The 21,184-nt window shown below is 63.4% G+C and carries 17 protein-coding genes, 1 pseudogene and 1 riboswitch; of the genes and pseudogenes, 9 read left to right on the forward strand and 9 right to left on the reverse strand.

Annotated elements, in window-relative coordinates; all coding sequences use genetic code 11:
- Positions 1-43: 43 nt before the first annotated feature.
- The 4 genes and pseudogenes from WG907_RS14435 to WG907_RS14450 form a co-directional block, all read right to left on the reverse strand.
- Positions 44-574: a rhodanese-like domain-containing protein gene (locus WG907_RS14435; protein WP_340233942.1), complete on the reverse strand. Its 531-nt coding sequence runs from the start codon at positions 572-574 to the stop codon at positions 44-46.
- Positions 563-1,615: pseudogene (locus WG907_RS14440) on the reverse strand (rhodanese-like domain-containing protein); the annotation flags it as partial. The pseudogene WG907_RS14440 and the gene WG907_RS14435, both read right to left, overlap by 12 nt.
- A complete protein-coding gene (locus tag WG907_RS14445) occupies positions 1,609-2,214 on the reverse strand; it encodes a cysteine dioxygenase family protein (protein ID WP_340233859.1) in 606 nt (201 codons plus the stop codon). The pseudogene WG907_RS14440 and the gene WG907_RS14445, both read right to left, overlap by 7 nt.
- A gap of 9 nt (positions 2,215-2,223) precedes the next feature.
- On the reverse strand, positions 2,224-3,315 hold the full coding sequence (locus WG907_RS14450; protein WP_340233861.1) for a YeiH family protein: 1,092 nt from the start codon (positions 3,313-3,315) through the stop codon (positions 2,224-2,226).
- 266 nt (positions 3,316-3,581) lie between these two features.
- On the opposite strand from WG907_RS14450, the gene WG907_RS14455 reads away from it, so the two are divergent.
- The 6 genes from WG907_RS14455 to WG907_RS14480 all read left to right on the forward strand — a co-directional run bounded on the left by WG907_RS14455 (position 3,582) and on the right by WG907_RS14480 (position 11,723).
- Positions 3,582-4,241, forward strand: a complete 660-nt coding sequence (locus tag WG907_RS14455) for a glutathione S-transferase family protein (protein ID WP_340233863.1) — start codon at positions 3,582-3,584, stop codon at positions 4,239-4,241.
- A gap of 218 nt (positions 4,242-4,459) precedes the next feature.
- On the forward strand, positions 4,460-5,353 hold the full coding sequence (locus WG907_RS14460; RefSeq protein ID WP_340233865.1) for a LysR substrate-binding domain-containing protein: 894 nt from the start codon (positions 4,460-4,462) through the stop codon (positions 5,351-5,353).
- Positions 5,354-5,654: 301 nt separating this feature from the next.
- Entirely contained in the window at positions 5,655-7,904 is a 2,250-nt protein-coding gene (locus tag WG907_RS14465) for a TonB-dependent receptor (protein WP_340233866.1), read from the forward strand.
- 298 nt (positions 7,905-8,202) lie between these two features.
- Positions 8,203-9,549, forward strand: coding sequence for an MFS transporter (locus tag WG907_RS14470; RefSeq protein WP_340233867.1), 1,347 nt, complete (start codon positions 8,203-8,205; stop codon positions 9,547-9,549).
- Positions 9,550-9,596: 47 nt separating this feature from the next.
- The gene (locus tag WG907_RS14475) at positions 9,597-10,478 is read left to right on the forward strand and encodes an alpha/beta hydrolase family protein (RefSeq protein WP_340233868.1); all 882 of its coding nucleotides are present in this window, start codon (positions 9,597-9,599) and stop codon (positions 10,476-10,478) included.
- Between the two features lie 42 nt (positions 10,479-10,520).
- On the forward strand, positions 10,521-11,723 hold the full coding sequence (locus WG907_RS14480; RefSeq protein WP_340233870.1) for an acyl-CoA dehydrogenase family protein: 1,203 nt from the start codon (positions 10,521-10,523) through the stop codon (positions 11,721-11,723).
- A 47-nt stretch (positions 11,724-11,770) separates the two neighbouring features.
- On the opposite strand, the gene WG907_RS14485 is transcribed toward WG907_RS14480, so the two are convergent.
- Positions 11,771-12,175 carry a nuclear transport factor 2 family protein gene (locus WG907_RS14485; RefSeq protein ID WP_340233872.1) on the reverse strand — a complete coding sequence of 135 codons (405 nt, stop codon included), beginning with the start codon at positions 12,173-12,175 and terminating at the stop codon, positions 11,771-11,773.
- Positions 12,176-12,452: 277 nt separating this feature from the next.
- On the opposite strand from WG907_RS14485, the gene WG907_RS14490 reads away from it, so the two are divergent.
- Positions 12,453-13,610: a sulfotransferase family protein gene (locus WG907_RS14490; RefSeq protein ID WP_340233874.1), complete on the forward strand. Its 1,158-nt coding sequence runs from the start codon at positions 12,453-12,455 to the stop codon at positions 13,608-13,610.
- Positions 13,611-13,698: 88 nt separating this feature from the next.
- On the opposite strand, the gene WG907_RS14495 is transcribed toward WG907_RS14490, so the two are convergent.
- From WG907_RS14495 to WG907_RS14510, 4 genes are all read right to left on the reverse strand, one after another.
- Complete coding sequence (locus tag WG907_RS14495) at positions 13,699-14,529, reverse strand: alpha/beta fold hydrolase (protein WP_340233876.1); 831 nt, start codon at positions 14,527-14,529, stop codon at positions 13,699-13,701.
- A gap of 65 nt (positions 14,530-14,594) precedes the next feature.
- Positions 14,595-14,948, reverse strand: coding sequence for a hypothetical protein (locus WG907_RS14500; protein ID WP_340233878.1), 354 nt, complete (start codon positions 14,946-14,948; stop codon positions 14,595-14,597).
- Positions 14,949-14,956: 8 nt separating this feature from the next.
- Complete coding sequence (locus tag WG907_RS14505; RefSeq protein WP_340233880.1) at positions 14,957-16,192, reverse strand: molybdopterin-dependent oxidoreductase; 1,236 nt, start codon at positions 16,190-16,192, stop codon at positions 14,957-14,959.
- A 123-nt stretch (positions 16,193-16,315) separates the two neighbouring features.
- On the reverse strand, positions 16,316-17,968 hold the full coding sequence (locus WG907_RS14510; protein WP_340233882.1) for an MFS transporter: 1,653 nt from the start codon (positions 17,966-17,968) through the stop codon (positions 16,316-16,318).
- A gap of 224 nt (positions 17,969-18,192) precedes the next feature.
- Between WG907_RS14510 and WG907_RS14515 the strand changes: the two genes are divergently transcribed.
- Together WG907_RS14515 and cobW are read left to right on the forward strand one after the other, a co-directional pair.
- Complete coding sequence (locus WG907_RS14515; protein WP_340233884.1) at positions 18,193-19,647, forward strand: NAD-dependent succinate-semialdehyde dehydrogenase; 1,455 nt, start codon at positions 18,193-18,195, stop codon at positions 19,645-19,647.
- A 79-nt stretch (positions 19,648-19,726) separates the two neighbouring features.
- Positions 19,727-19,957, forward strand: a riboswitch (cobalamin riboswitch).
- Between the two features lie 182 nt (positions 19,958-20,139).
- The gene (cobW, locus tag WG907_RS14520) at positions 20,140-21,177 is read left to right on the forward strand and encodes a cobalamin biosynthesis protein CobW (protein WP_340233886.1); all 1,038 of its coding nucleotides are present in this window, start codon (positions 20,140-20,142) and stop codon (positions 21,175-21,177) included.
- Positions 21,178-21,184: the final 7 nt, after the last annotated feature.

Consider the following 21,184-nt stretch of genomic DNA (forward strand, 5'->3'; position numbering starts at 1 on the left):
CTGAACCGCCCTGGCGCAGATGCGCGGGCGACAGGCGAAGACGTCAGATCACCACGAAACCGTGGGTTCCGTCACGCTTGAGCTGATCGACAAGGCCATATTCCCAGTCGAGATAGGCCTGCATCTTTTCCGCCGCATTGTCGGTGCCGACATAGGGGCGCTTATAGACATCGTCGGGGAGCGTCAGCGGCTGATCGAAACCGGGTTCCAGCGAACGCCCGGCCGCCACCCAGGCAGCGGTCCCGCCTTTCAGCACGCGAACGCGTGCCCCGGCGGACCCGTCCGCGGCGGCAAAGGCCGCGAGCGCCCCGTCGGGGGAGGTCAGCACGATGGCCGCGTCATCGCCGAGCGTCGCCAGAGCGGCATCCAGCTGCGCCCGGATCGCGAACCGAGCGCCCGGAATATGCCCCGCGCGATGGACCAGCGACGGCGCAAGATCGATCAGCACCGCGCTGCCCGACTCCAGCGACTGCGCCAGTTCGTCGACCGACACAGCGTCCACATCGGGGATCGGCGGCAGCGTCGGCGTCCATGGGCCGGCTTGCACCGCCTCCTCGATGCCGCCCTCGACCACATAGACGTCCCAGCCCATCTGGGCGAGCCATGACGCGCTCATATGCGCGCGCACGCCCAGATTGTCCCACAGGACGATGCGCGCGCCGCGTACCGGCGCGACCATGTCGGTTTCCTGCACCAGCTGCCCGCCGGGCATGCTGCGATAGCCGGGCACATGGCCGGCTGCATATTCATCGGGCGATCGAACGTCGAACCGATAGAGGGTGCGCGTGCCGTCGGAAGCGAGCAGTGCGACCTGATCCGCCGTCAGCACCCGGACGCCGGCGCGGTAGGACACAGAACGCGCGCGTTCCAGCGCTGCCGCTTCGGCCTCCTGGTCGACCTCCGGCACGCGGCTGTTCTTGCCCCGGTCCAGTTCCAGCCCGGCGAGGGTCCAGCCGATCGTGCCGTTGCGCAGCGCGAAGACGGGGTTGGGAATGCCGGCGTTGATCAGCGACTGCGCGCCGATGATGCTGCGGGTTCGCCCCGCGCAATTGACGACGATCGTGGTCTTGGGATCGGGGGCCAAGGCCAGTGCGCGCAGGACCAGTTCCGCGCCGGGCACGCTGGTCCCGCCCGGAATGCTCATGGCCGCATATTCGTCATAGCGCCGGGCATCCAGCACCGCGAGGTCGGCCTTGTCCCGCTGCATGGCGTCGAGGTCGGGCGCGGGAAGGGCCGGGGTATGCCGCCGGTCTTCCACCAGTTCGCCGAACGCCTTCGAGTAGGAATTGACGTCCTGAAACAGCTCGCCGCCATCCGCCTCCCAGCCCGAAAGGCCGCCCTCCAGCAGCCGCACATCGCTATAACCGAGCGCCGCCAGCCGGCGCGCCGCAGCATCGACCAGCCCCTCGCCATCGTCATAGAGGACGATCAGCACATCCTTGCGTGGCAGCCGGTCCAGCGCCTCGACTTCGATAAGGCCTGCCGACATCTGCGCGGCGAACAGCGGATGCGACAAGGCGAACGGGGCTTCTTCCCGCACGTCCAGCAGCGCAATTTCCTGCCGGGTGAGCAGATGGAAGCGGACATCGGCCGGAGTGATCGATTTCGTCACGATTTTTCTTTCGACAGGTCCCACAAATTGGGAAGCATTGCACTGGAATAGCCCGAGATGAACGGCTTGACCGAGCCGTCCTCGCCATAGGCCGCGCGCGTGACGGCCCCGATATTCGCGCCATAGACATGGATGCTGATCGACGGCCGGTCCTGATAGGCATTCCAAACGCGGTGAATGTCGCCGATCGCGGGGGATACCATTTCGACTTCGCCCGGTTCCAGCCGGACGAGCGGCCCGACCGGCCGGGGCACGCCGGCCGCGTCGCGATCGAAGCTCTGGCTCACCTCCGACCCGCGCAGCATGCCGATCAGGCCCCAGGTGCCGTGATTATGGATCGGCGTCGATTGTCCCGGTCCCCATACGAAACTGGCCACCGAAAATCGCTGCCGGCTGTCGCAGTGCAGCAGATATTGCTGATAGGTGCGCGGGTCCGGGATGGCGAAGTCGCCGGGCAGCCAGTCGTCATGGGCGACGAGATTCGCCAGCAGAGGGCGCGCGGCCGACAGGAGCGCCGGTTCGTCGTCGCCGCAGCGTTCGACCGCTTCGGCGAGCGCTCCGACAAAGGCGCGCAACCGCGCGATATGAGGCGTATCGATCATCGGTCCGCCTTAAAACAGGAGCATGGCGGCCGCCAGCGACAAGATCAGCGCGACCAGCGACGCGCCGACGATCACCATGAAGGGTTTGAGACCCGTGGTCAGCAGCGATGCGAGCGGAGAGCTGATCGCGGCGGCGGTGATGGCGGCGGCGATCAAAATGCTCGCAAGGCTGCTCAGCGCCGTGCCTGCCACAGGCGGAATGGCGATCGTCGAATTGACGATGACCAGCACGAGGAAACCGACCAGAAACCACGGCACCTTGCCGATCATCCGGCGCTCGCCCGCGCTTTTGGCGACGGCATAGGCGACGATCGCGAGCACGGGCATCAGCAGGGCGACGCGGCTCAGCTTCACGATCGTTGCGGTTTCACCGGCCCGTTCGGAATAGGAATAGCCCGCGCCGAGCGACTGCGCGACATCGTGGATCGACGCGCCGAGGAAAAAGCCGGCCTGCTGATCGTTGAGGTTCAGGACATGGCCCAGCATCGGGTAAAGCGACATGCCGATGGCGCTGACGGCGGCGATGCCGACGAGGACAATCGAAAGATGCGCCGGATTCTGACGGCGGGTGTCGAGCACCACGGCGAGCGCCGCCGCCGCCGACGCCCCGCAGATCGCGACCGCCCCGCCCGCAAGCGTGCCGAAGCCGGTGTTGAAGCCCAGCATGCGCGCGAAAATCATGCCCGAAACCAGCGTGGCTGCCGTGATGATCGCGACCGCGCCCAGCGCGACCGGGCCCAGATCGGCGATCTGCGACGCCGTGATCCGCAGCCCGACCAGCATGATGCCGACCCGCAGCAGCGTATGCGACGCAAGGCCAAGGCCCTTGCGAAGGCGCACATCCTGATTGAGGAAGCTCAGCGAAAGACCGATCAACAGCCCCATCAAGGCGAGGGGCGCGCCATAATGGCCGGACAGGAAACTGGCGGCCAGCACGGCGGCCGCGGTGACCGAAAGGCCGGGCCAGTAATCCCGCAGGGAGAATGCGCCGGACGAGTCCGGTTCGTACAGTTCGCAATAGAGATCCGCGGCCGTCACGGAGGCAATGTCGCCTTTAGGCGTGATCATCGTCGTCTGGACCGGGCGCATCGCCAGCGTCATCCTCCTGTGGGCGTAGCAGATTTGCCGGGCTTGTGGACGCGCGGCAAAGGATGGGCAATCGAGTTTCGTTAAGATCGCACCTTGGCGGCGCTCAATCCCGTGACGGCGCGCGCGATTGAGCAATGCTCATGACCGATCTGATGATTATTCGTTTGAGCTTCCCTCGTCCAATTCTCATCAGGACGAGATGCGGACCTGCGCTGCCTGCCGCCACACGGTCGACGGCGAGACGGGTCTGCATCTGACAGTGTGAAGGGTCCGGTTTAATGTCCTTGAAACTTTTCGGCGCGGCTGGAAGCTGTGCGCTGGTGGCCCTGTGGGCGATCGAGCGGACGGGCGCCGAATATGAGCTGATCTCGCTGAACCTTGCGGCGGGCGACCAGCGCCAGCCGGACTATCTCGCCATCAATCCCCATGGACGGGTGCCGGCGCTGGCGGTGGATGGCACAGCGATTACCGAACTCAACGCGATCCTGACCTATCTGGCCGCACGCTTCCCGGCATCGGGCATCCTGCCGGCGAGCGATCCGCTGTTGCTCGGCCAGACGATGGAGCTGCTTTGCTGGTTTTCCTCAACTGTCCATGTCCACATCGCCCAATGTTTCCGGGGCGAGCGCTTCACCGACGATGCCGGTGTCAAAGAGCAGCTGAAGATTTCGGGCAAGGCGCGCCTGGTCGTGGCGCTGGCGGAACTGGACGGGCGGATCGCGCAGTCGGGAGAGTTTCTCAACGGCGCGGGCTTCACCGCCGCCGATATTTTCAGCATTGTCGTCTGGCGCTGGGCGCAAAAGCTTGAGATCGACTGTTCTCCGCTGAGCCGGTGGGCGGACAAGGTTCGGCGCGATATGACCCGACCGGAGGTGGCGCGCGCGCTCGAACTGGAGGCCATGGCGACGCCGGCGAAATGGGCGGTTACAACCGGCTGAGCCGGACGGTCGCTATGCGGGACGGCGGTGCCCGATGCTTGCCGGCCCGCCGGGGACAGGATAAATAGAAGATATCAGACACGGTGTATCGATAAGGAAAAACGGCTGTCGACCGATGGCCGGTAGTTCGATCAGGTTGAGACAGATCCCGCAGAGGATCGGCTCGCCTGCTGGCAGATCGACATCCCGGCCACAGAGGAGGGAGAGGGAGAGACGAGTTGCAAGTTAATCTGCCGACCAATTTGTTGCGGAGTTTCGTGGCGATCGCGGATACGGGGTCGATCGTCCGCGCCACCGACAAGATTTTTCTCACCCAGTCGGCGCTCAGCCTTCAGATGAAGCGGCTGTCCGAAATCGTCCAGGTTCCGTTGTTCCGGCGGGAGCAGGGGACGCTGGTGCTCACCGTGTCGGGGGAGCGGCTGCTCGATCTTGCCCGGCGGATATTGGAGCTTAACGATCAGGCGGTCGAAAGTCTTGACAGTGTGGGCCTGAACGGTCCCGTCCGCATCGGCATCGTGCAGGATTTCGGCGATGAAATCCTGTCCGGCGTACTGGCCCGCTTCATCCAGCTCAATCCGGGAGCCGAACTTCAGATCCGGGTCGGGCATTCGCGCGAGATCAGGGAGCTGTTCGCGACGCATCTGATCGACATTGCGGTTTACCATTCGGTCGAACGGGACGAATTCACCGTCGCGCCTGCGCGCATGGTGTGGCTTGGCGACCCCCGTCTGGCGGACCGGGAGACGCTGCCGCTGGCCTTCATGACCAAGCCGTGCCTGGCGCGCGATTGCGCGATCGCCGCGCTGGAGGGGGCCGGTCGGCCCTATCAGCTGATCGTGGAGACATCGAACATCTCCGCCCTGCGCGTCGCCGTGGAAGCTGGGCTGGCGCTGACGTGCCGTTCGTCGGCCTTTACCGGGCACAGGCTGCCGGCGGTCGAGCTGGAAAGCCTGTCCTTGCCGACCTATTTCATCGCCGTAATGACTTTACCGTCGGCGCATGCCGCGATCACGGGGCTGGCCGCCCTGATCACCGAGGCGATCGAGAATATCGTTTCCCCGCCATTCGATCTGGCGACGGATTGCCCGATCAAGGAAACCGAGGATGCATGATAGGAGGAGCACAGCGGGGCCGGATCGGTGCGGCCTATGAGTTTGCAGATCAATATATTCGCAAAACTCATTTGATGAGAGCTACTCAACTAAATTAGTAGTATTATCCTATTAATGACAGGCATTAGCCAGGCCGGGACGGTCCAGGTGAAAATGCCGATCGTGGAGAAGCCGGAAATATCGCGGTGCAGGCAGGCGAGCCGAGAAGAATTGGACGTCTGCCAGCCAGTCATCGCTGTTTTTTCCATTACCAATCGCGTTTAAGCGGCGGACATGCACGTCCGCCTCAAGGGGGGATCCTATGCACAAGTCGATCATGCTGCGGCCGTCAGCCGTCCTTCCGGCACTTCTGGCCATTTCGGCCAGTATGGCTGCCATGCCCGCTTTGGCGCAGGCGCCGGCGGACGAAACGGGGCCGGGCGTCGGTGACATTGTCGTCACCGCGCAGAAGCGTGCCGAGAATATCCAGGATGTTCCGGCGAGCATCGCCGCCTTCTCGCAGGAGGCGCTGGAAAACCGGCAAATTCGCGGGCTCGGGGACCTGATCACCCGTGTGCCGTCATTGCAGGTGGGCTATACCTATGGCAGCAATACGCTCACGTTGCGCGGCATCAGCACCAACCTGACTGGCGGGTTCGAGGACCCATCGGTCGCGGTGCACGTCAATGGCGTCTATCAGGCGCGGGCGCGCAGCCTGAACCTCACGCTCATGGACCTCGAACGGATCGAAGTGCTGTCGGGTCCTCAGGGCACCCTCTACGGCCGCAACGCGACCGGCGGCGTGATCAACTATATCCTGCGCGGGCCGACCGAACAGACCGAAGCGCAGATCACCGGGCGGGTCGGCAATTTCGACAGCTACGCGCTTCAGGGCTATATTTCCGGCCCGATCAGCGACACGGTCGGCTTCCGGATATCGGGCATGCTCGACAATCGCGACAAGGGTTTCGTCAAAAACCTTCTGCCCGGTGCGTCCAAGAGCCGCTATTTCGAGAATAAGTTCACGGGCGTTCGCGGCATCCTCGCGTTCAAGCCGAGCGATACGGTGCAGTTCGACCTTGAGGGGTCTTATGGCAACACGCGCAGTTCCTTCAATCCGGGCGTTCTCGCCCCATCGCTCAATCCCGCCCGTCGGGCCGTGCTTGGCCCGCAATCCTTCCGTCCGCGGGAGGTCTATGCTGATTATCCGAGCGAGAACAACAGCAAGGAATATGCGGCGACGGCGACATTGACCTGGGACATCAGCGACGATGTGCAGCTCAAGTCGATATCGGCCTATCAGAAATATAAAAATACCATGCCACTCGACCTGGATGCGAGCGGGTTCACGGCGCAAACCGTCTTCAACAGGTTCGAGTCCGATACCTACACGCAGGAACTGAACCTGAATGCGGACAGCTTCGACGGACGATTGAAATCGATATTCGGGGTCTATTATTTCAATGACAGCGTGAGATCAGCGTCGCAGGTTTTGAGTGCTCTCGCCAACCCCACGGCTCCGGCCATCTCTACCTACGCGACAACCAACCGGTTGAAGGCTAGGTCGATCGCCTTCTTCACCGATCAGACCTTCAGCGTCACCGACTCGCTGCGCCTGATCGGCGGGGTGCGCTATAATATCGACAAGAAGGACACCCAGAACAGGATAATTCGGGGAGGCGCCTGTCCGGTGCCGGGTAATCCCCTCCTTACCGGGGACACTGATCAGAAATTCACCGCCTGGACGCCCAAGGCGGGCATCCAGTTCGACGTGACCGACAAGATCATGGCCTATGCCACCTATCAGAAGGGCTTCAAGGCCGGCGGCGTCTCGGCGGGGACATGCGGCAACGCCTATGAGCCCGAAACCATCAAGGGCGGCGAGGTCGGCATCAAGACGCAGTTTGCCGACAATAGGATTCGCCTGAATGTCGCCGGCTACTGGTATGATTATGGCAATCTCCAGGTGCAAAAAACGCTGGGCACGATCGGCGGTTTTACCGTCCTCAATGCGGCGGAATCACGGATCAAGGGCATCGAGGCCAATCTGGACGCCGTTATCACCTCGCGCCTGAAGCTGGACGCCGCCGCCATGGTGCAGAGCGCGAAATATACCGATTTCGTCAATTGCAACCAGACCATCGTGCTGCCCGCTCCCCAGGTCGCCTGCGCGGCATCGGACGGTCGACCCCTCACCGATCCCGCCCGCAATCAGCAGGTAGCCGGCAACTGGCTCAATCGCGCCGCGCCCTACAGCCTCAGCATCGGCCTGCAATATACCGCCGATGTCGGCGCCGGCGAAATCATGCTTCGCGGCGAATCCTACTGGAGCGGCAGAATTCATTTCAACGAGTTCAACACTGCGGTCCTCGATCAGCCCGCCTATAATATCCAGAACGCCTATGTCACCTTCACGCCGACGGGGGACCGCTATAATCTGCGCGCTTTCGTCAAGAATATCCGCAATGTCGATTATAAGGCCAGCGGCTATTTCAACGGACTGACCGCGCAATATACGGTGGTCTGGAATCCGCCGCGCACCTACGGTCTCGAAGCGAGCTATAGATTCTGAAATCATCGATCGTTCAAAGGGCAAGAAACCGGAGCGCGCCATGGTTGGCGTTTGGCGCGCTCCGGCAGGGCTTCAGCAATGGTAAGCTTCGACATGAGGACCACTTGTTTGACGCCCAAATCGCCAACTGCTTATGTCGCCCGCAGGAGAGAAAATTCAGGATGCTGCCGGTGTTGCTCGCATAATCGGCGGGGCGAAGACCGATATCCGGTGCGGCATTGCCTGATGTTTCCCTCCCCTGTGTCGACAAGCGCTTGAGCTTATGAGGATCATGATGACGGGAAGCGAAGCAAAAGCCATGGCAATGCCCATCGTCTCGCCGCACCCGGCCGATCAGTCGATCGCGCCGGAATCGCCGCGCGCCACTGCGGCCTGGTATGCTCTCGCCCTGTTGTGCATCGTCACGCTCCTGTCCCAGCTCGACCGGCACATCACGACCATTATCGTAGGCCCGCTGAAACAAGAATTCGCGATGAGCGACACGATGTTCGGCCTGCTGCACGGTTATGGGTTTGCCATCACCTACGCGATTTTCGGCATTCCGTTCGGACGGCTGGTCGATCGCAAGAACCGCCGCAACATCATTTTGTTCGGGTTGCTCGGCTGGAGCCTGCTCACCTCGCTCTCCGCTTTCGCCGGCAGCTATACCCAGTTGCTGATTCTGCGCACCGGCGTCGGCATCGGTGAAGCGGTGCTCGGCCCAGCAGCCTATTCGCTGATCATCGATTTTTTCGAACCGCATAAGCGCGGGCGAGCGACCGGTGCCTATTATATCGCCATGTCCGTCGGCAGTGGAGCATCGCTCCTGCTCGGCGGACTGCTGCTCAGCCAGATTCCGGCCGCGGGCCTGAACCTGGGTGGGTTCCAGAACCTCGAACCATGGCGTCTTCTCTTCCTGTTCGCGGGGCTACCGGGCCTGTTTGCCTGTCTGCTCATGCTGACGATGCGGGAGCCCACGCGGCGCGGCGCCGTAGCCAATAACGTCGCATCGATCCGCGATTTCCTGGGCTATGTCTGGCGGAACAAGGGGCTTCTGGTCCGCATCTCCGCGTCGGGCACGCTCGCGGCCATGGCCGGCTATGGCGCGGGGGCCTGGGCGCCCACCTTGCTGCAACGCAATTTCGGGCTTTCACCCGCAAGCACGGCCTGGCCGATCGGCACAGCCATGATCATAGGATCGATCGCCGGAACGTTGTTGGGCGGCGCGATGTCCGACCGCATGATCAAGCGAGGCGATTTGAGCGCGCGGACCCGGCCGATGCTGTTCGGCTTCATCACCTATGTGCCGGCGGCGGCATTCGGTTTGATGGGGTCGCCCCTGTTCGCGGTGCTGGGCTTTGGCCTGTTGCTGTTCAGCGTCGCCATGGTGCAAAGCGCAACGCCGCTCGCGCTTCAGGAAGCGGTGCCGGCCAATATGCGCGGCCAGATCATCGCCCTGCAATATCTGATACTCGCTCTGGTGGGCATCGGCCTTGGACCTACGCTTGTCGGGGTGATTACGGACAGCCTGTTCAAATCGGGCGCCATGCTCGGCTGGTCGATATTTACCCTGGCAATGCCGGTCGCGCTGATCGGGCTGCTGATATGTGGTTTTGGCCTTACCGAAGCCGCCTATCGCAAGGGCAATATCAACCATCGCGAGTAGCGGCGCATCGGGCCAGTCATTCCGTCGATATTTGAAGGACCATGCGAATGGACGACATATTCAATACCAACGATCTTATCGATTCGACCGTCAGCGATCCATGCGTGCTCGACCCGGATTTCCCCTGCGAGCAGTTCGTCACCCATTTCATGAGTCAGGGCTCCGTCGTCCACGCGACCGTCTGGATTGCCGAAGGGCCGGCGCTCAAGGGCACCGTCATTCTGAGCCCGCAATGGTATGGCGGCGACCGGCTGGAAAGCGTGATCATCCCGCTGATGACGGCGGGGATCAACGTGATGACCTTTCACCCGCGCGGCATGTGGGACAATCAGCACAGATATACGCTGACCGGCGCGGTCGACGACTTGCTGGCGGCCGCCGCCTATGTGCGCTCGACCGCCGACGACGACATCCGCACGCCGCAGGGCCGATGCTGGCGTGCCGATCCGGCCCGGATCGCGGTGATGGGCCTGAGCGGCGGGGGCGGCAATGTCAGCATCGCCGCCTGCGCCGAAGACCCGTCGATCCAGTCGGTCATAGCCGTCGCCGCCAACAGCATGATGGCAGCGCCGACCCCGGAGGCGGCGGAGCAGGCCAGGATCGGCCTGGAGCGCGTTAAGCGCATGTCGGCGGGGCGGATCGACGTGGAAGGCGTTCTGAACAGCATGACGCCCGCCGATTACGACCGAATGCGTCCGACCGTCCGAGCGGCGCATCTGGTAGACAAGCATGTGCTGATCATCGGTGCGCAACGCGATACGGTCGCGCCGCTGGAAACCTGTCACAAGCCGATCGCCAGGGCCATGCGCGACGCGGGTGTGCGGATATTCGATGAGGTCATCCTCGATACCGATCATGGTTTCCTGACGAAGCGCATCGCCCTGTCCCGGCTGATCATCCAGTGGCTGCGGCAGCGGTCCGGCTTTTGAGCATCGACAGGCCCATTTTGCCATATTCGTGAGGATAGCCCCATGGATCAACTAGTTCGTCAAAACACCATGACTGCTCCGGACTCCCTTGAGCGCGTGCGCGCGCTGCAACCGCTGATCGCACGCCACGCGGCCGAGGCGGAGGAGCGCGGTGCCATCGCGCCGCCGGTATTCGAGGCGCTCAAGGCCGCAGGGCTGTTTCGCATGACCGTGGCGCGTCGCGCCGGGGGGGAGGGTGCATCCCTGCGGACCTTCGTGGAAACGGTCGCCGAAATCGCCAAGACCTGTGCGGGCACGGCCTGGGCCTATGGCTTGCTGAGTGGCACGACCGGCATGGTGGCGTCGCTGCCGGAGGCGCAACACCGGCTATTGTTCGAACGGGGTGACGAGCTTTGCTGCTTCGTCGGCATGAAATGCGGCGCTGTCCGTTCCGGCGATGGCTATCTCGTCACCGGCCAATGGCCTTATGCATCCGGATCGCTTCATGCCGACTGGGCCTTGTGCGGCGTCATCGTGCGCGACGAAAATGGCGATCAGGTCGAGAGCGGCCAAGTGTTCATCGACCTGTCGAGCGACGACGTGGAAATCGTCAGGGACTGGAACGTGGCCGGCATGTCCGCTTCGGGGAGCAACCGGGTCAAGGCGGATGGCCATTTCGTGCCCGCCGACCTGTTCATGCGCGACAGCGACATGATGAACATGGCCGGGCTGATCGGAGAGGCGCAGCTGGAGCCACGCGATTTGTGGCCCATAGAACCGCAGTTCGGGCTCACGGTCCTTCCGGCCACGATGGGCGCGGTGACGGGCATGCTGGAATCGGTTCGCCAGAAAATGAACGACCGCCCGATCCTGTCCTGGAATTACGACCGGCAGTCCGATTCCCATCTTTTGCTGGCGAAGCTGGGCGAAGCCGCGATCAAGATCGATTCCGCCTGGATGCATGTCTACCGCGCCTGCGACGTCGTCGATCGCATCGCGCAGGAGCGCGTCGTCACAAAGATGGAAAAGGTAAAGACGCAGGCGGATTGCGGCTATGCCATGCGCCTGGCGCGCGAGGCGGCGGACATATTGCTCGACATTGCAGGGCCGGGGGCATTCGTGCAGTCGAGCACGATCCAGCGGCAATGGCGCGACCTGAGCGTCGGGTCACGGCACAATGCGCTCAACACCGGCCTGTCGCTGGAACTGCTGGGCCGCGCCCTGACCGGCGGCAAATCCAACATCAAGAACATGCCGGAAATCTGATCGGGAGGCGGGCCGGCGATCTGGCGCGCCTCCCGACGACGGCAGCCTCAGATCAGGTCGGCGGCCTGAAGCGCGGCTGCGGTGTCGCCATAGACGACTTCGAGTTTCTGCGTCTTGCCCTCCACGATCGTCCAGATTTCGACCAGCGGGATGGTTACGGATTTCCCCGACGCCTTGCCGGTCAGATCGAGCGTACCCCATGAAATGACATGATCGCCGCTGGCGATGATGTGATCCTTGGTGAATTTCAGGCTCGAAAATACCTGAAGCACCTTGCCGATGAGGGTCGAAAAGCTGTCGACACCCTTATAGACACCGCCATAAGGCAGCGAGGTCGCCTCGTGAATCTCCGTCTCCGCCGTGAAGCTCGCCGTAAATCCCTGGGGTTCGCCCCGGGCGCTGGCCGCATAGGCATCTTTGACAATCTGGAGATTCTGGTCCTCGACCGACATTCGCAATCCTCTCGTCTATGCTGTTCCGGCTGTTTAGTCGGCCTATCCTATTGATCAGAACGACCTGTCAACCCCCCGCATTTGTGGGTGACGCACCTGTAAAAGCGCGATAGCATCGGTCCTGGCACCCGGCATCGGGGACCTGTAGGGGAAGGCCAGAAAACGGATTGGCAAGCCATTATTGGTGGAGCCCCCAAGAGCAATCCTGTATTCTGTGCTCATCCTGCATCATCCAGGCGGCAACGAAAAAAGCCGCCGGTAACAGGAGAAAATGGGGATGACGGGCCTGAACGCGGAGACCTTATTGCAGATGGCCCGGGAACGGACGGGCCTGTCCGACTTTGGTCCGGATGATTTTCGCGAAGGGCTTGAGATGCTCGTCCGGGGCGTCAACGCCGATGTCGTTGTCAGACCTGATCGCGTGGACGCTCTCCACGAGAATATCCTGCGCCTTCTCATCAATCGCCTTTGGTTCCAGAAGGATCTCGCCGACCATCCCGAAATCCTCGACGAAGTCATCGACGCGCCGATCATCATCACTTCGCTGCCGCGCACGGGCAGCACGAAACTGCACCGGCTGCTCGGCGCGTCGGGCGATTTCCAGCTCGTCGAATATTGGAAAGGGCATATGTTCGCCCGTATCCCCGGCGCGACCGATGGCGGCCGCGAACGGCGCATCGCCGAAACACGGGCCTATGAGAAATGGCTGTACGAAGTGTCGCCTGACATGATCACCGGCCATCCCGTCTTCACCGACGAAGCCGAGGAGGAAATGCAGCTTCTTGAATATAGTTTCAGAACCACAGGGTGCGGCGTCTTTGGTTCGGCGTCTTATTTCGAGTGGATATTGAGCGCCGATCCGGCGCCGGCCTACGACTATATGAAAATCCAGCTACAATATCTGCAATGGCAGAACCCTGAAAATCGCCACAAGCCCTGGCTTCTCAAGACGCCGATTCATTTCGGGCAGGAATCACAGCTAAACCGTATTTTCGACCATCCCCGTTTCATCGTCACTCATCGGGACCCCGTAAAGTGCGTGCCCTCGGTAGCGGGCATCAATCACAACTGGAACGTGCTGTACGCGGATATCGAACCGGATCTGACGGCAGGGAACGGGATGACGAATTATCTTGGCAAAAGTGCCGATGACCATCTGACCTGGCGCGATGACCATCCGCCCAAGCCGATTGTCGATATCGCATTTTCCGACATCACATCGAAAGACGACGAGGTCGTGCGCAGAATTTACGAAGCGTTCGGCCTGCCACTTACGGACCGGAGCAAGCAGGGCATGCAGCAATGGTCGGAACGCAATCCACGCAACAAGCATGGCGGCCATCACTATTCGGCCGAGAAATTCGGCACCACCGATGATGCGATCCGCACGCGATTTTCGGCCTATTATGACCGTTTCGCGCCGCTGCTCGTTTGAGCAAGGGAGGTTCGGGTCAAGCAGCGCCGGGATCAGGACGATTTCGTTTTCCCGGCCGCAGTGCAAGCCTGACCCGTCCTGATCCTGGCTACCCGTCCAGACCGCCGATGAAGTCCCGCACATAGGGCGCCAGATCGTCGCCGGCGAAGGTGCAGTAATAGCTGCCATAACCTTCCCGCTCGACGACCCTGGCATGGGGCAGGGCCTTCTTCGCCCGCTCGTGCCAGAAGAACACGATGTCGCGCGTGCCGCATACCAGCAGGATCGGGCAGGATACTTCGCCCAGGAGCCGTTGCATGTCGTGTTTGAACACCGCCCGATAGCCCCAGTGCCATTCGGTGCCGGCCGTCAGCGTGTCGATCAACTCGCTATGATAGATTTCGACCGGCACGGGATGGAAAGGCGCGTCGGGCTCTATGGGTGCTGAACTGTCGCAATCTTTGACCACGCGTGTCCAAGCGGTGATCGCCTGCGAGCCCCGGACATCGGGCGGATTGTCATAGATATAGGCGGCGTTGCGCGCGCTTTCCTCCATCGTCGGATAGGTCACGCCGGCGAGCATGATGCTCGCGACCCGGTCGGGATGCGTCACCGCTATCTGCGTGGACACGTTGGTGCCGCCATGATGGCCGAAACAGTGGAATCGGTCGATGCCCAGATTGTCGATCGCTTCCATCAGCACCTGCGCCACATAGTCGTAGGATGGTTCGGCCGTGGGCATGAAGCTCTGCCCATAATGGGGGAGGTCGAAAGCGTACATCGGACAATAGCCGTCGAGCGCGGTCATCAGGCTTTCGTAGCAGGCCGACGAACTGGCGGTCATGTGGAATAAAAGGATCGGCAGTCCCTCGCCGCCCTCGCAATATCTATAATGAATCTGCCCGTCGGTGGTATCGACATAGGCTTTTCTAATCGGCATGCGATCTCCCTCTCCAATTGGTTCCGCTCGGGCGGATCATGTTGTTGGACGGCCTTGGCCGGATATCAGCGAGCGGTCGTTCCTGCCGCCTTGTTCGCGCTCAGATAATCGACGATCCGGGGAATATCCTCGTCACGCACCGGGGCATGATAGACGTCGCGCATCTTGACGACGATCGTTTTCCACTGGCCCGGTGAAAGCGCGGGCTGGGTCAGCGCCATGCTCGCCGAATGGCAGGCGGTGCAGCTGGCGGTGACGATATCCGCGTCCGGCCCGGCCGGAAAGCCGCTGTCATCGAAGGGCAGCTCGACCGTGACGGACTTGAGCTTCACATCCTTCGCTGGAACATGGGGAGGCGGGGCAGTGGCCAGCGCCGCGGCGCCAAAGACCGCAAAAGCGGCGAAGGGGAGGGTTCTCATACGCATCCTCAGCCGACTTTGACCATGGTGGTTTCGATATTGCCCCGCATATAGCCGCCCGGGTTCCAGATCGGGTCGGCCGGTTGCGCGACGCCGGCCATATTCCAGCAGCGCGACATCAGCGAAACCTGCCCCGGCCCGGCAACCGGAATGCGCGCGTCCCAGCGGCGGAAGCTGTATTTGCCCGGATCCGGCCCGAGCGTGGCGCGGTGCCAGCTTTTGCCGCCGTCCGCCGACAGGTCGACGCGGGCCACGCCGCTGTCACCACCCATCGCGATCCCGCCGACGGGCAGAACGGAAGTAAGGCCGACGGACTGTCCTTCCTCCAGACTGGTGATCCAGCTTCGGGGAATCATCCGGTTGATCGGCGTGGTGGGAAAATCCTTGGTTCCCGGCACGACATTGGCGCCGGGCGCGGTCGGTATCCGGTAGGCTTTCGCCATCCAGTAATCATCGTCCACCTGCGGCAATATCTCGATCCTGTCGAGTATCTTGATCCAGTAGGTCGAATACCAGCCGGGCACCACCAGCCGGCAGGGGAAGCCGTTGAGCAGCGGCAGCTGTTCCCCGTTCATGGCAAAGGCGATCATGACCTCACCATCGCGGGCATGATCGATATCGAGCGCCTTGCGGAAATCGGGCGCGTCGGGGAGGACGGCCTGGTCGCCGCCGTTGAAGCGAACCTGCACCGCGCCCGCTTTCACGCCGGCCAGGTCGAGCACATGGCGGAGCGGCACGCCGAGCCATTTCGCATTGCCCATCGCGCCATGGCCCCATTGCGCGCCCGGCACGCGCGGCTGAAACAGGCCGCGCGAATTGCCCGCGCATTGATTGACGGCGGCCAGTTCCATGCGGGGCATGCGCAGCAGGTCCGCCATGCTGATCGAAAGCGGTCGATCGACATGCCCGCCGATGCGCAGGCGATAGCGCTTCACGTCGATCGCGGTCGGGATATCGCCCCAATGCCAGCGCACGAAAAACCGGTCATTGGGCGTGAAGACGTCGCCATCGAACACGCTCATCGGGGTTTCGAGCAGCGGCGGGTGCATCCGTTGCAGGATCATCGATCCTTTTTGCGGGAAGGCGGTCGTCAGCGGCCGGCCGCCATTGCCGCCGGGCAGGCGCAGGTCGACCATGGACTGGCCAAGCGCCGGCGAAGCGGCAAGGCCCGCCGCACCGGCGGCCGCCCCGGCCAGCAATCCCCGTCGCGTGATGCCCCCGTCCGCAGGGTCGAACCAGTCCATCCTTCACTCCCTCATGACGATCGACACCCCGCCGTGGCAAGCTGCGCGATGCATGCGATGCCTGCGCGAATATCTGACCGCCTTCTGCGGCGACCGCAAGGACCATTGCCGCTCTGGTACGACCTACCCCTCTACGGGCAGCTCGAAGCTGCCCTGATCGGGGGACTCCGCTCGCCAGCGAACCGATCCGAACGGCCGTTCGAGCCAGCGTTCGACCGCGACCTCGCTGTCCCCGACCAGAAACGCGAACGCCTGCTGCTGGACGCTCATCTCCTCGACGGTCGAGCGATTGCGCTGGCGCAGATAGTCATGCCAGGTTGGACTGGAATAGCGTTCGACCCATCTTTCGGGATCGTTGATATTACGACCGAGCGACCAGCCATAGGCGCCGTTGCGGATGCGGATGCGCTGGACCTGACGCATCAGATCGTAGAATTCGCGCGCCCGGCCCACGGGCACGCGATACTGGATTTCGATGACGATCGGGCCGCTGCGCCCGGTGATGCCCAGCTTGACTTCAGGGTCCGCCAACGGCTCGTCGAGGGTACGGGCGGCATCCTCGCGATCGGCGATCGGCAGGATCAGGCCCATCAGCGGCGCAAGCGCATGGCAGACGGCGGCGGCCAACAGCGCGATCTGCGTGCCCTGGTCCTGTGCCACCATGCCCCAGATGACAGCGCCGAGAGCGATGCCGCCTGCGATCGTGGCGTTCAGAAACGCCACCGCCCGGCCCGTGACCCAACGCGGCACGAACAACTGGACCGCGATGTTGACCGTCGTCATCTGGATCATCCACGCCGCACCCGCGACCAGCAGGGCGAGGGAAGAAATTGCGAGGCTGTGACTAAGCGCGAGCACGGCGACGGCCGCGGCCGCGGCGATGCTGCATCCGGCCGCTACCCGTTCATTGCCTTGCCTGCGGATCGGCTGGAGGATGAAGATCGCACCGACTGCGCCGATCCCGAAAAAGCCGAGCATCAGGCCGAACACACGAGCGCTGCCCCCCAGCATGTCCCGCGCGATGAGCGGCATCAGGGACAACAGGGCCGCACCTAATATGCCGCTGATCAGCGATCGGGCGATAGCGGTGCGGACGGGTTGCATATGGATGATATAGCGCAGACCGCCCATCATCGCGCGGGTCAGCCGTTCCGGCGGGAGGCGGGCGGGCGGCGGCGTGCGCCGCCAGAAAAACAGCGCCAGCAGAATCGGGACATAGCATAGCGAACTGGCCGCGAAAGCGGCCGAAGCGCCCACCGTCGCGACGATCAGGCCGCCGATCGCCGGGCCGAAGCTGCGCGCGATATTATAGCTGATCCCGTTCAGCCCCACCGCCTGCGGCAACAGGGCAGGGGGCACCTGCTCACCGGGGGAGGACTGCCAGGCGGGGGAATAGATCGCGACGCCGCAACCGATCAGGAAACACATGGTGAGCAATATCCAGGGCGTCACCCAGCCCGCAAACGAGAGCAATGTCAGGACGAGTGCCCCGATGGCCGCAAAGCCGAGCGCCGCCATCTGCGCCTTGCGCCGGTCGTACATGTCGGCGATCGCGCCCGCCGGGACGGCGAGCAGGGCGATCGGCAGGAAGGTTGCGGTCTGGACCATCGCGACCATGCCGGGCGTCGAGATGTCGGTCATGACCCAGGCCGCGCCGACGCCCTGGATCAGCGCGCCGGTGTTGGAGACGAGGCTTGCAAGCCAGATGTTGCGGAACGTGGAAATGGTGAGCGGCGCGAAGACGCCGGCCTTTTCCGGCGATTGCGGACTCTCCATCGTCATCTCCCCTGGTTTGTCCACCATTGGCTAGCCGGGTGGCAACGGGTTGAGCAAGGTCTCCCGGTCAAGGGAGGTCGCTTTTTCGCCGATCGCGCTGGCCAGCGGGGATGTCCGGCGGGAACATCCGGCCCGCAGGGCCGTAATTGCCGCGACGGCGGCGCATTGTTTCGGCCCGTCAGCGCGCGTACGTCCAGCGCCGGTTCCCGGAGGATTGCCCGATCATGACTTACACCGACTTCCTGCGCCAGCAATGCTATATCGACGGGCAGTGGTGCGATGCCGATGCCGGCGGCGTGATCGGCGTGACCGATCCCGGCAATGGTGCGCGGCTGGGGTCGGTGCCCGACATGGGGCAGGCGGAAACGGTGCGCGCGATCGCGGCGGCGCAGGCGGCGCTGCCCGGCTGGCGTGCGCGCACGGCGGGCGACCGGGCGAAGCTGATGCGGCGTCTGTTCGACCTGATGATGGAGCATCAGGATGCGCTGGGCGAATTGCTGAGCCGCGAACAGGGCAAGCCCTTTGCCGAAGCGAAGGGAGAGATCGCTTATGGGGCGGGCTTTGTCGAATGGTTCGCCGAGGAAGGCAAGCGCGCCTATGGCGAGGTCGTGCCGTCGCACGCGGCCGACCAGCGCATCGTCGTGCTGAAACAGGGCGTGGGCGTGGTGGGCGCGATCACGCCATGGAATTTCCCGACCGCGATGGTCACGCGCAAACTCGCCCCGGCGCTGGCGGCGGGATGCACCATCGTCATCAAGCCGGCATCGGCGACCCCCTATTCCGCGCTGGCGCTGGGCGTGCTGGCTGAACAGGCAGGCATTCCGGCAGGCGTCGTCAACATCGTCACCGGCTCCGCGCGCGCGATCGGCGGCGAACTCACCGCCAATCCGCTCGTGCGCAAGATCAGCTTCACCGGATCGACCGAAACCGGCCGGGGGCTGCTGCGCGCCTGTGCCGATACGGTCAAGAAGGTCAGCATGGAACTGGGCGGCAACGCGCCCTTCCTCGTGTTCGACGACGCCGATGTCGACGCGGCGGTCGACGGCGCGATGATCTCAAAATTCCGCAACAATGGTCAGACCTGCGTCTGCACCAACCGCTTCTATGTGCAGGACGGCATCCATGATGCCTTCGTCGCGAAGCTGGTCGACCGGGTGAAGGCGCTCAAGGTCGGCTATGGCATGGACGAAGGGACGGCCGTCGGCCCGCTGATCGACGAAAAGGCCGTCGAGAAGGTGGAGGAGCATCTCGCCGACGCGCTGGAGGGCGGGGCGACGCTGTTGACGGGTGGGCATCGTAGCAGCCGGGGCGGCACCTATTTCGATCCCACCGTGATTGCGAATGTCGCGCCGGACATGAAACTCGCGCGCGAGGAGACGTTCGGGCCGCTGGCGGGGATCATCCGCTTTACGCACGAGGCCGACGCGATCCGCCTCGCCAATGACAGCGAGTTCGGGCTCGCGAGCTATTTCTACGCCAGCGACCTTGGCCGCGTGTGGCGCGTCGCCGAAGCGCTGGAGGCGGGCATGGTCGGCATCAACACCGGCCTCATTTCCACCGAAGTCGCCCCCTTTGGCGGCATCAAGCAGTCGGGCCTTGGCCGCGAAGGCTCCCGTCATGGCCTCGACGATTATATGGAGATCAAATATCTGTGCATGGGGATCGGCGCTGCGGGCTGACCCGGCAAGGCGGCGAAACAGCATTGGCTTGGGGGCGGTTTTGATCTAGGGCGAGCGCGCAAGGACCGGGTGAAGCCGGCCTTTGCATGATCGCGCCGGTGCCCCTTTCGGGGCTTAATCGGGAATGCGGTGCGGGCGCTCCAAAGCGCCTCAATCCGTGGCTGTCCCTGCAACTGTAAGCGGATAGCGCGATGCACAGGCTCCTCATTCGAGGGGCAGTCACTGGACGGCGCATCGCGCCATGTCCGGGAAGGCGTGCATCAAGCTGTGACCCGCGAGCCAGGAGACCTGCCGGCGCACCGGTCGCTCTTGCCTTGGTCCAGGGGATGGTCATGGCACGGTAACTCTCCGTCTGAGCGACGAACTGTGCGGCTGGGGCTGCACGGTCGCGTGGCTATGGGCGATCTGTCGCGCCCGCCCGTCGTCGCGCGCCGACCGGACCTGTCCGGCAAGCCCCGCCTTAAGTCTCGCTCCGGCGCGCGGGGAGTTTCCATGTCCGACCTGTCAAAGGTGCCGGTCACCATCGTCACCGGCTTTCTGGGCGCCGGCAAGACCACGCTCATCAGCCATCTGATCCGCAATGCCGGCGGTCGCAGGCTGGCGGTGGTGGTCAATGAATTCGGCTCGCTCGGCGTTGATGGCGACATATTGGCGGCCTGCGCGATCCCCGACTGCCCGGCGGAAAATATCGTCGAGCTGGCCAATGGCTGCATCTGCTGCACGGTGGCGGACGATTTCATCCCGACCGTCGAAACGCTGCTCGCGCTCGACCCACGCCCCGACCATATCCTCATAGAAACTTCAGGGCTGGCGCTGCCCAAGCCGCTGCTCAAGGCGTTCGACTGGCCCGCAATCCGCAGCAGGATCACCGTGGACGGCGTGCTGGCGCTCGCCGATGCGGAGGCGGTCGCGGCGGGCCGGTTCGCGCCGGATGTCGCCGCACTCGATGCGCAGCGCGCCGCTGATCCCGGCATCGACCATGAAACGCCGCTGTCCGAAGTGTTCGAGGACCAGCTCGCCTGCGCCGACATGGTGTTGCTGACCAAGGTCGATCTTGCCGGGCCGGAGGGCGTCGCCGCCGCGCGCGCGGTCATCGCGGCGGAATCGCAGCGCCGCGTGCCGGTGATCGAGCTGACCGAAGGCGTGATCGACCCGAACCTGATCCTGGGCCTTTCCGCCGCCGCAGAGGATGATATCGCCGCGCGCCCGTCGCACCATGATGGCGACGACGACCATGAGCATGAGGATTTCGACAGCATCGTGGTCGAATGGGGCGAGATTGCCGATCCCGCCGCGCTGGCCGCGCGGATCGAGTCGTTGGCGCGTGAGCAGAATATCCTGCGGGTGAAGGGCTATGCCGCCGTCGCGGGCAAGCCGATGCGGATGCTGGTGCAGGCGGTCGGCGCGCGGGTGCGGCACCAATATGACCGGCCGTGGCGACCGGATGAAGCCCGGCGCACCACGATGGTCGTCATCGCCGAACATGACCATATCGACGCCGACGCCATTCGCGCGACGCTGCTCGGATAAAAACGCG

Origin of the sequence: Sphingobium fluminis (assembly GCF_037723805.1) — a bacterium.
Taxonomy (GTDB): domain Bacteria; phylum Pseudomonadota; class Alphaproteobacteria; order Sphingomonadales; family Sphingomonadaceae; genus Sphingobium.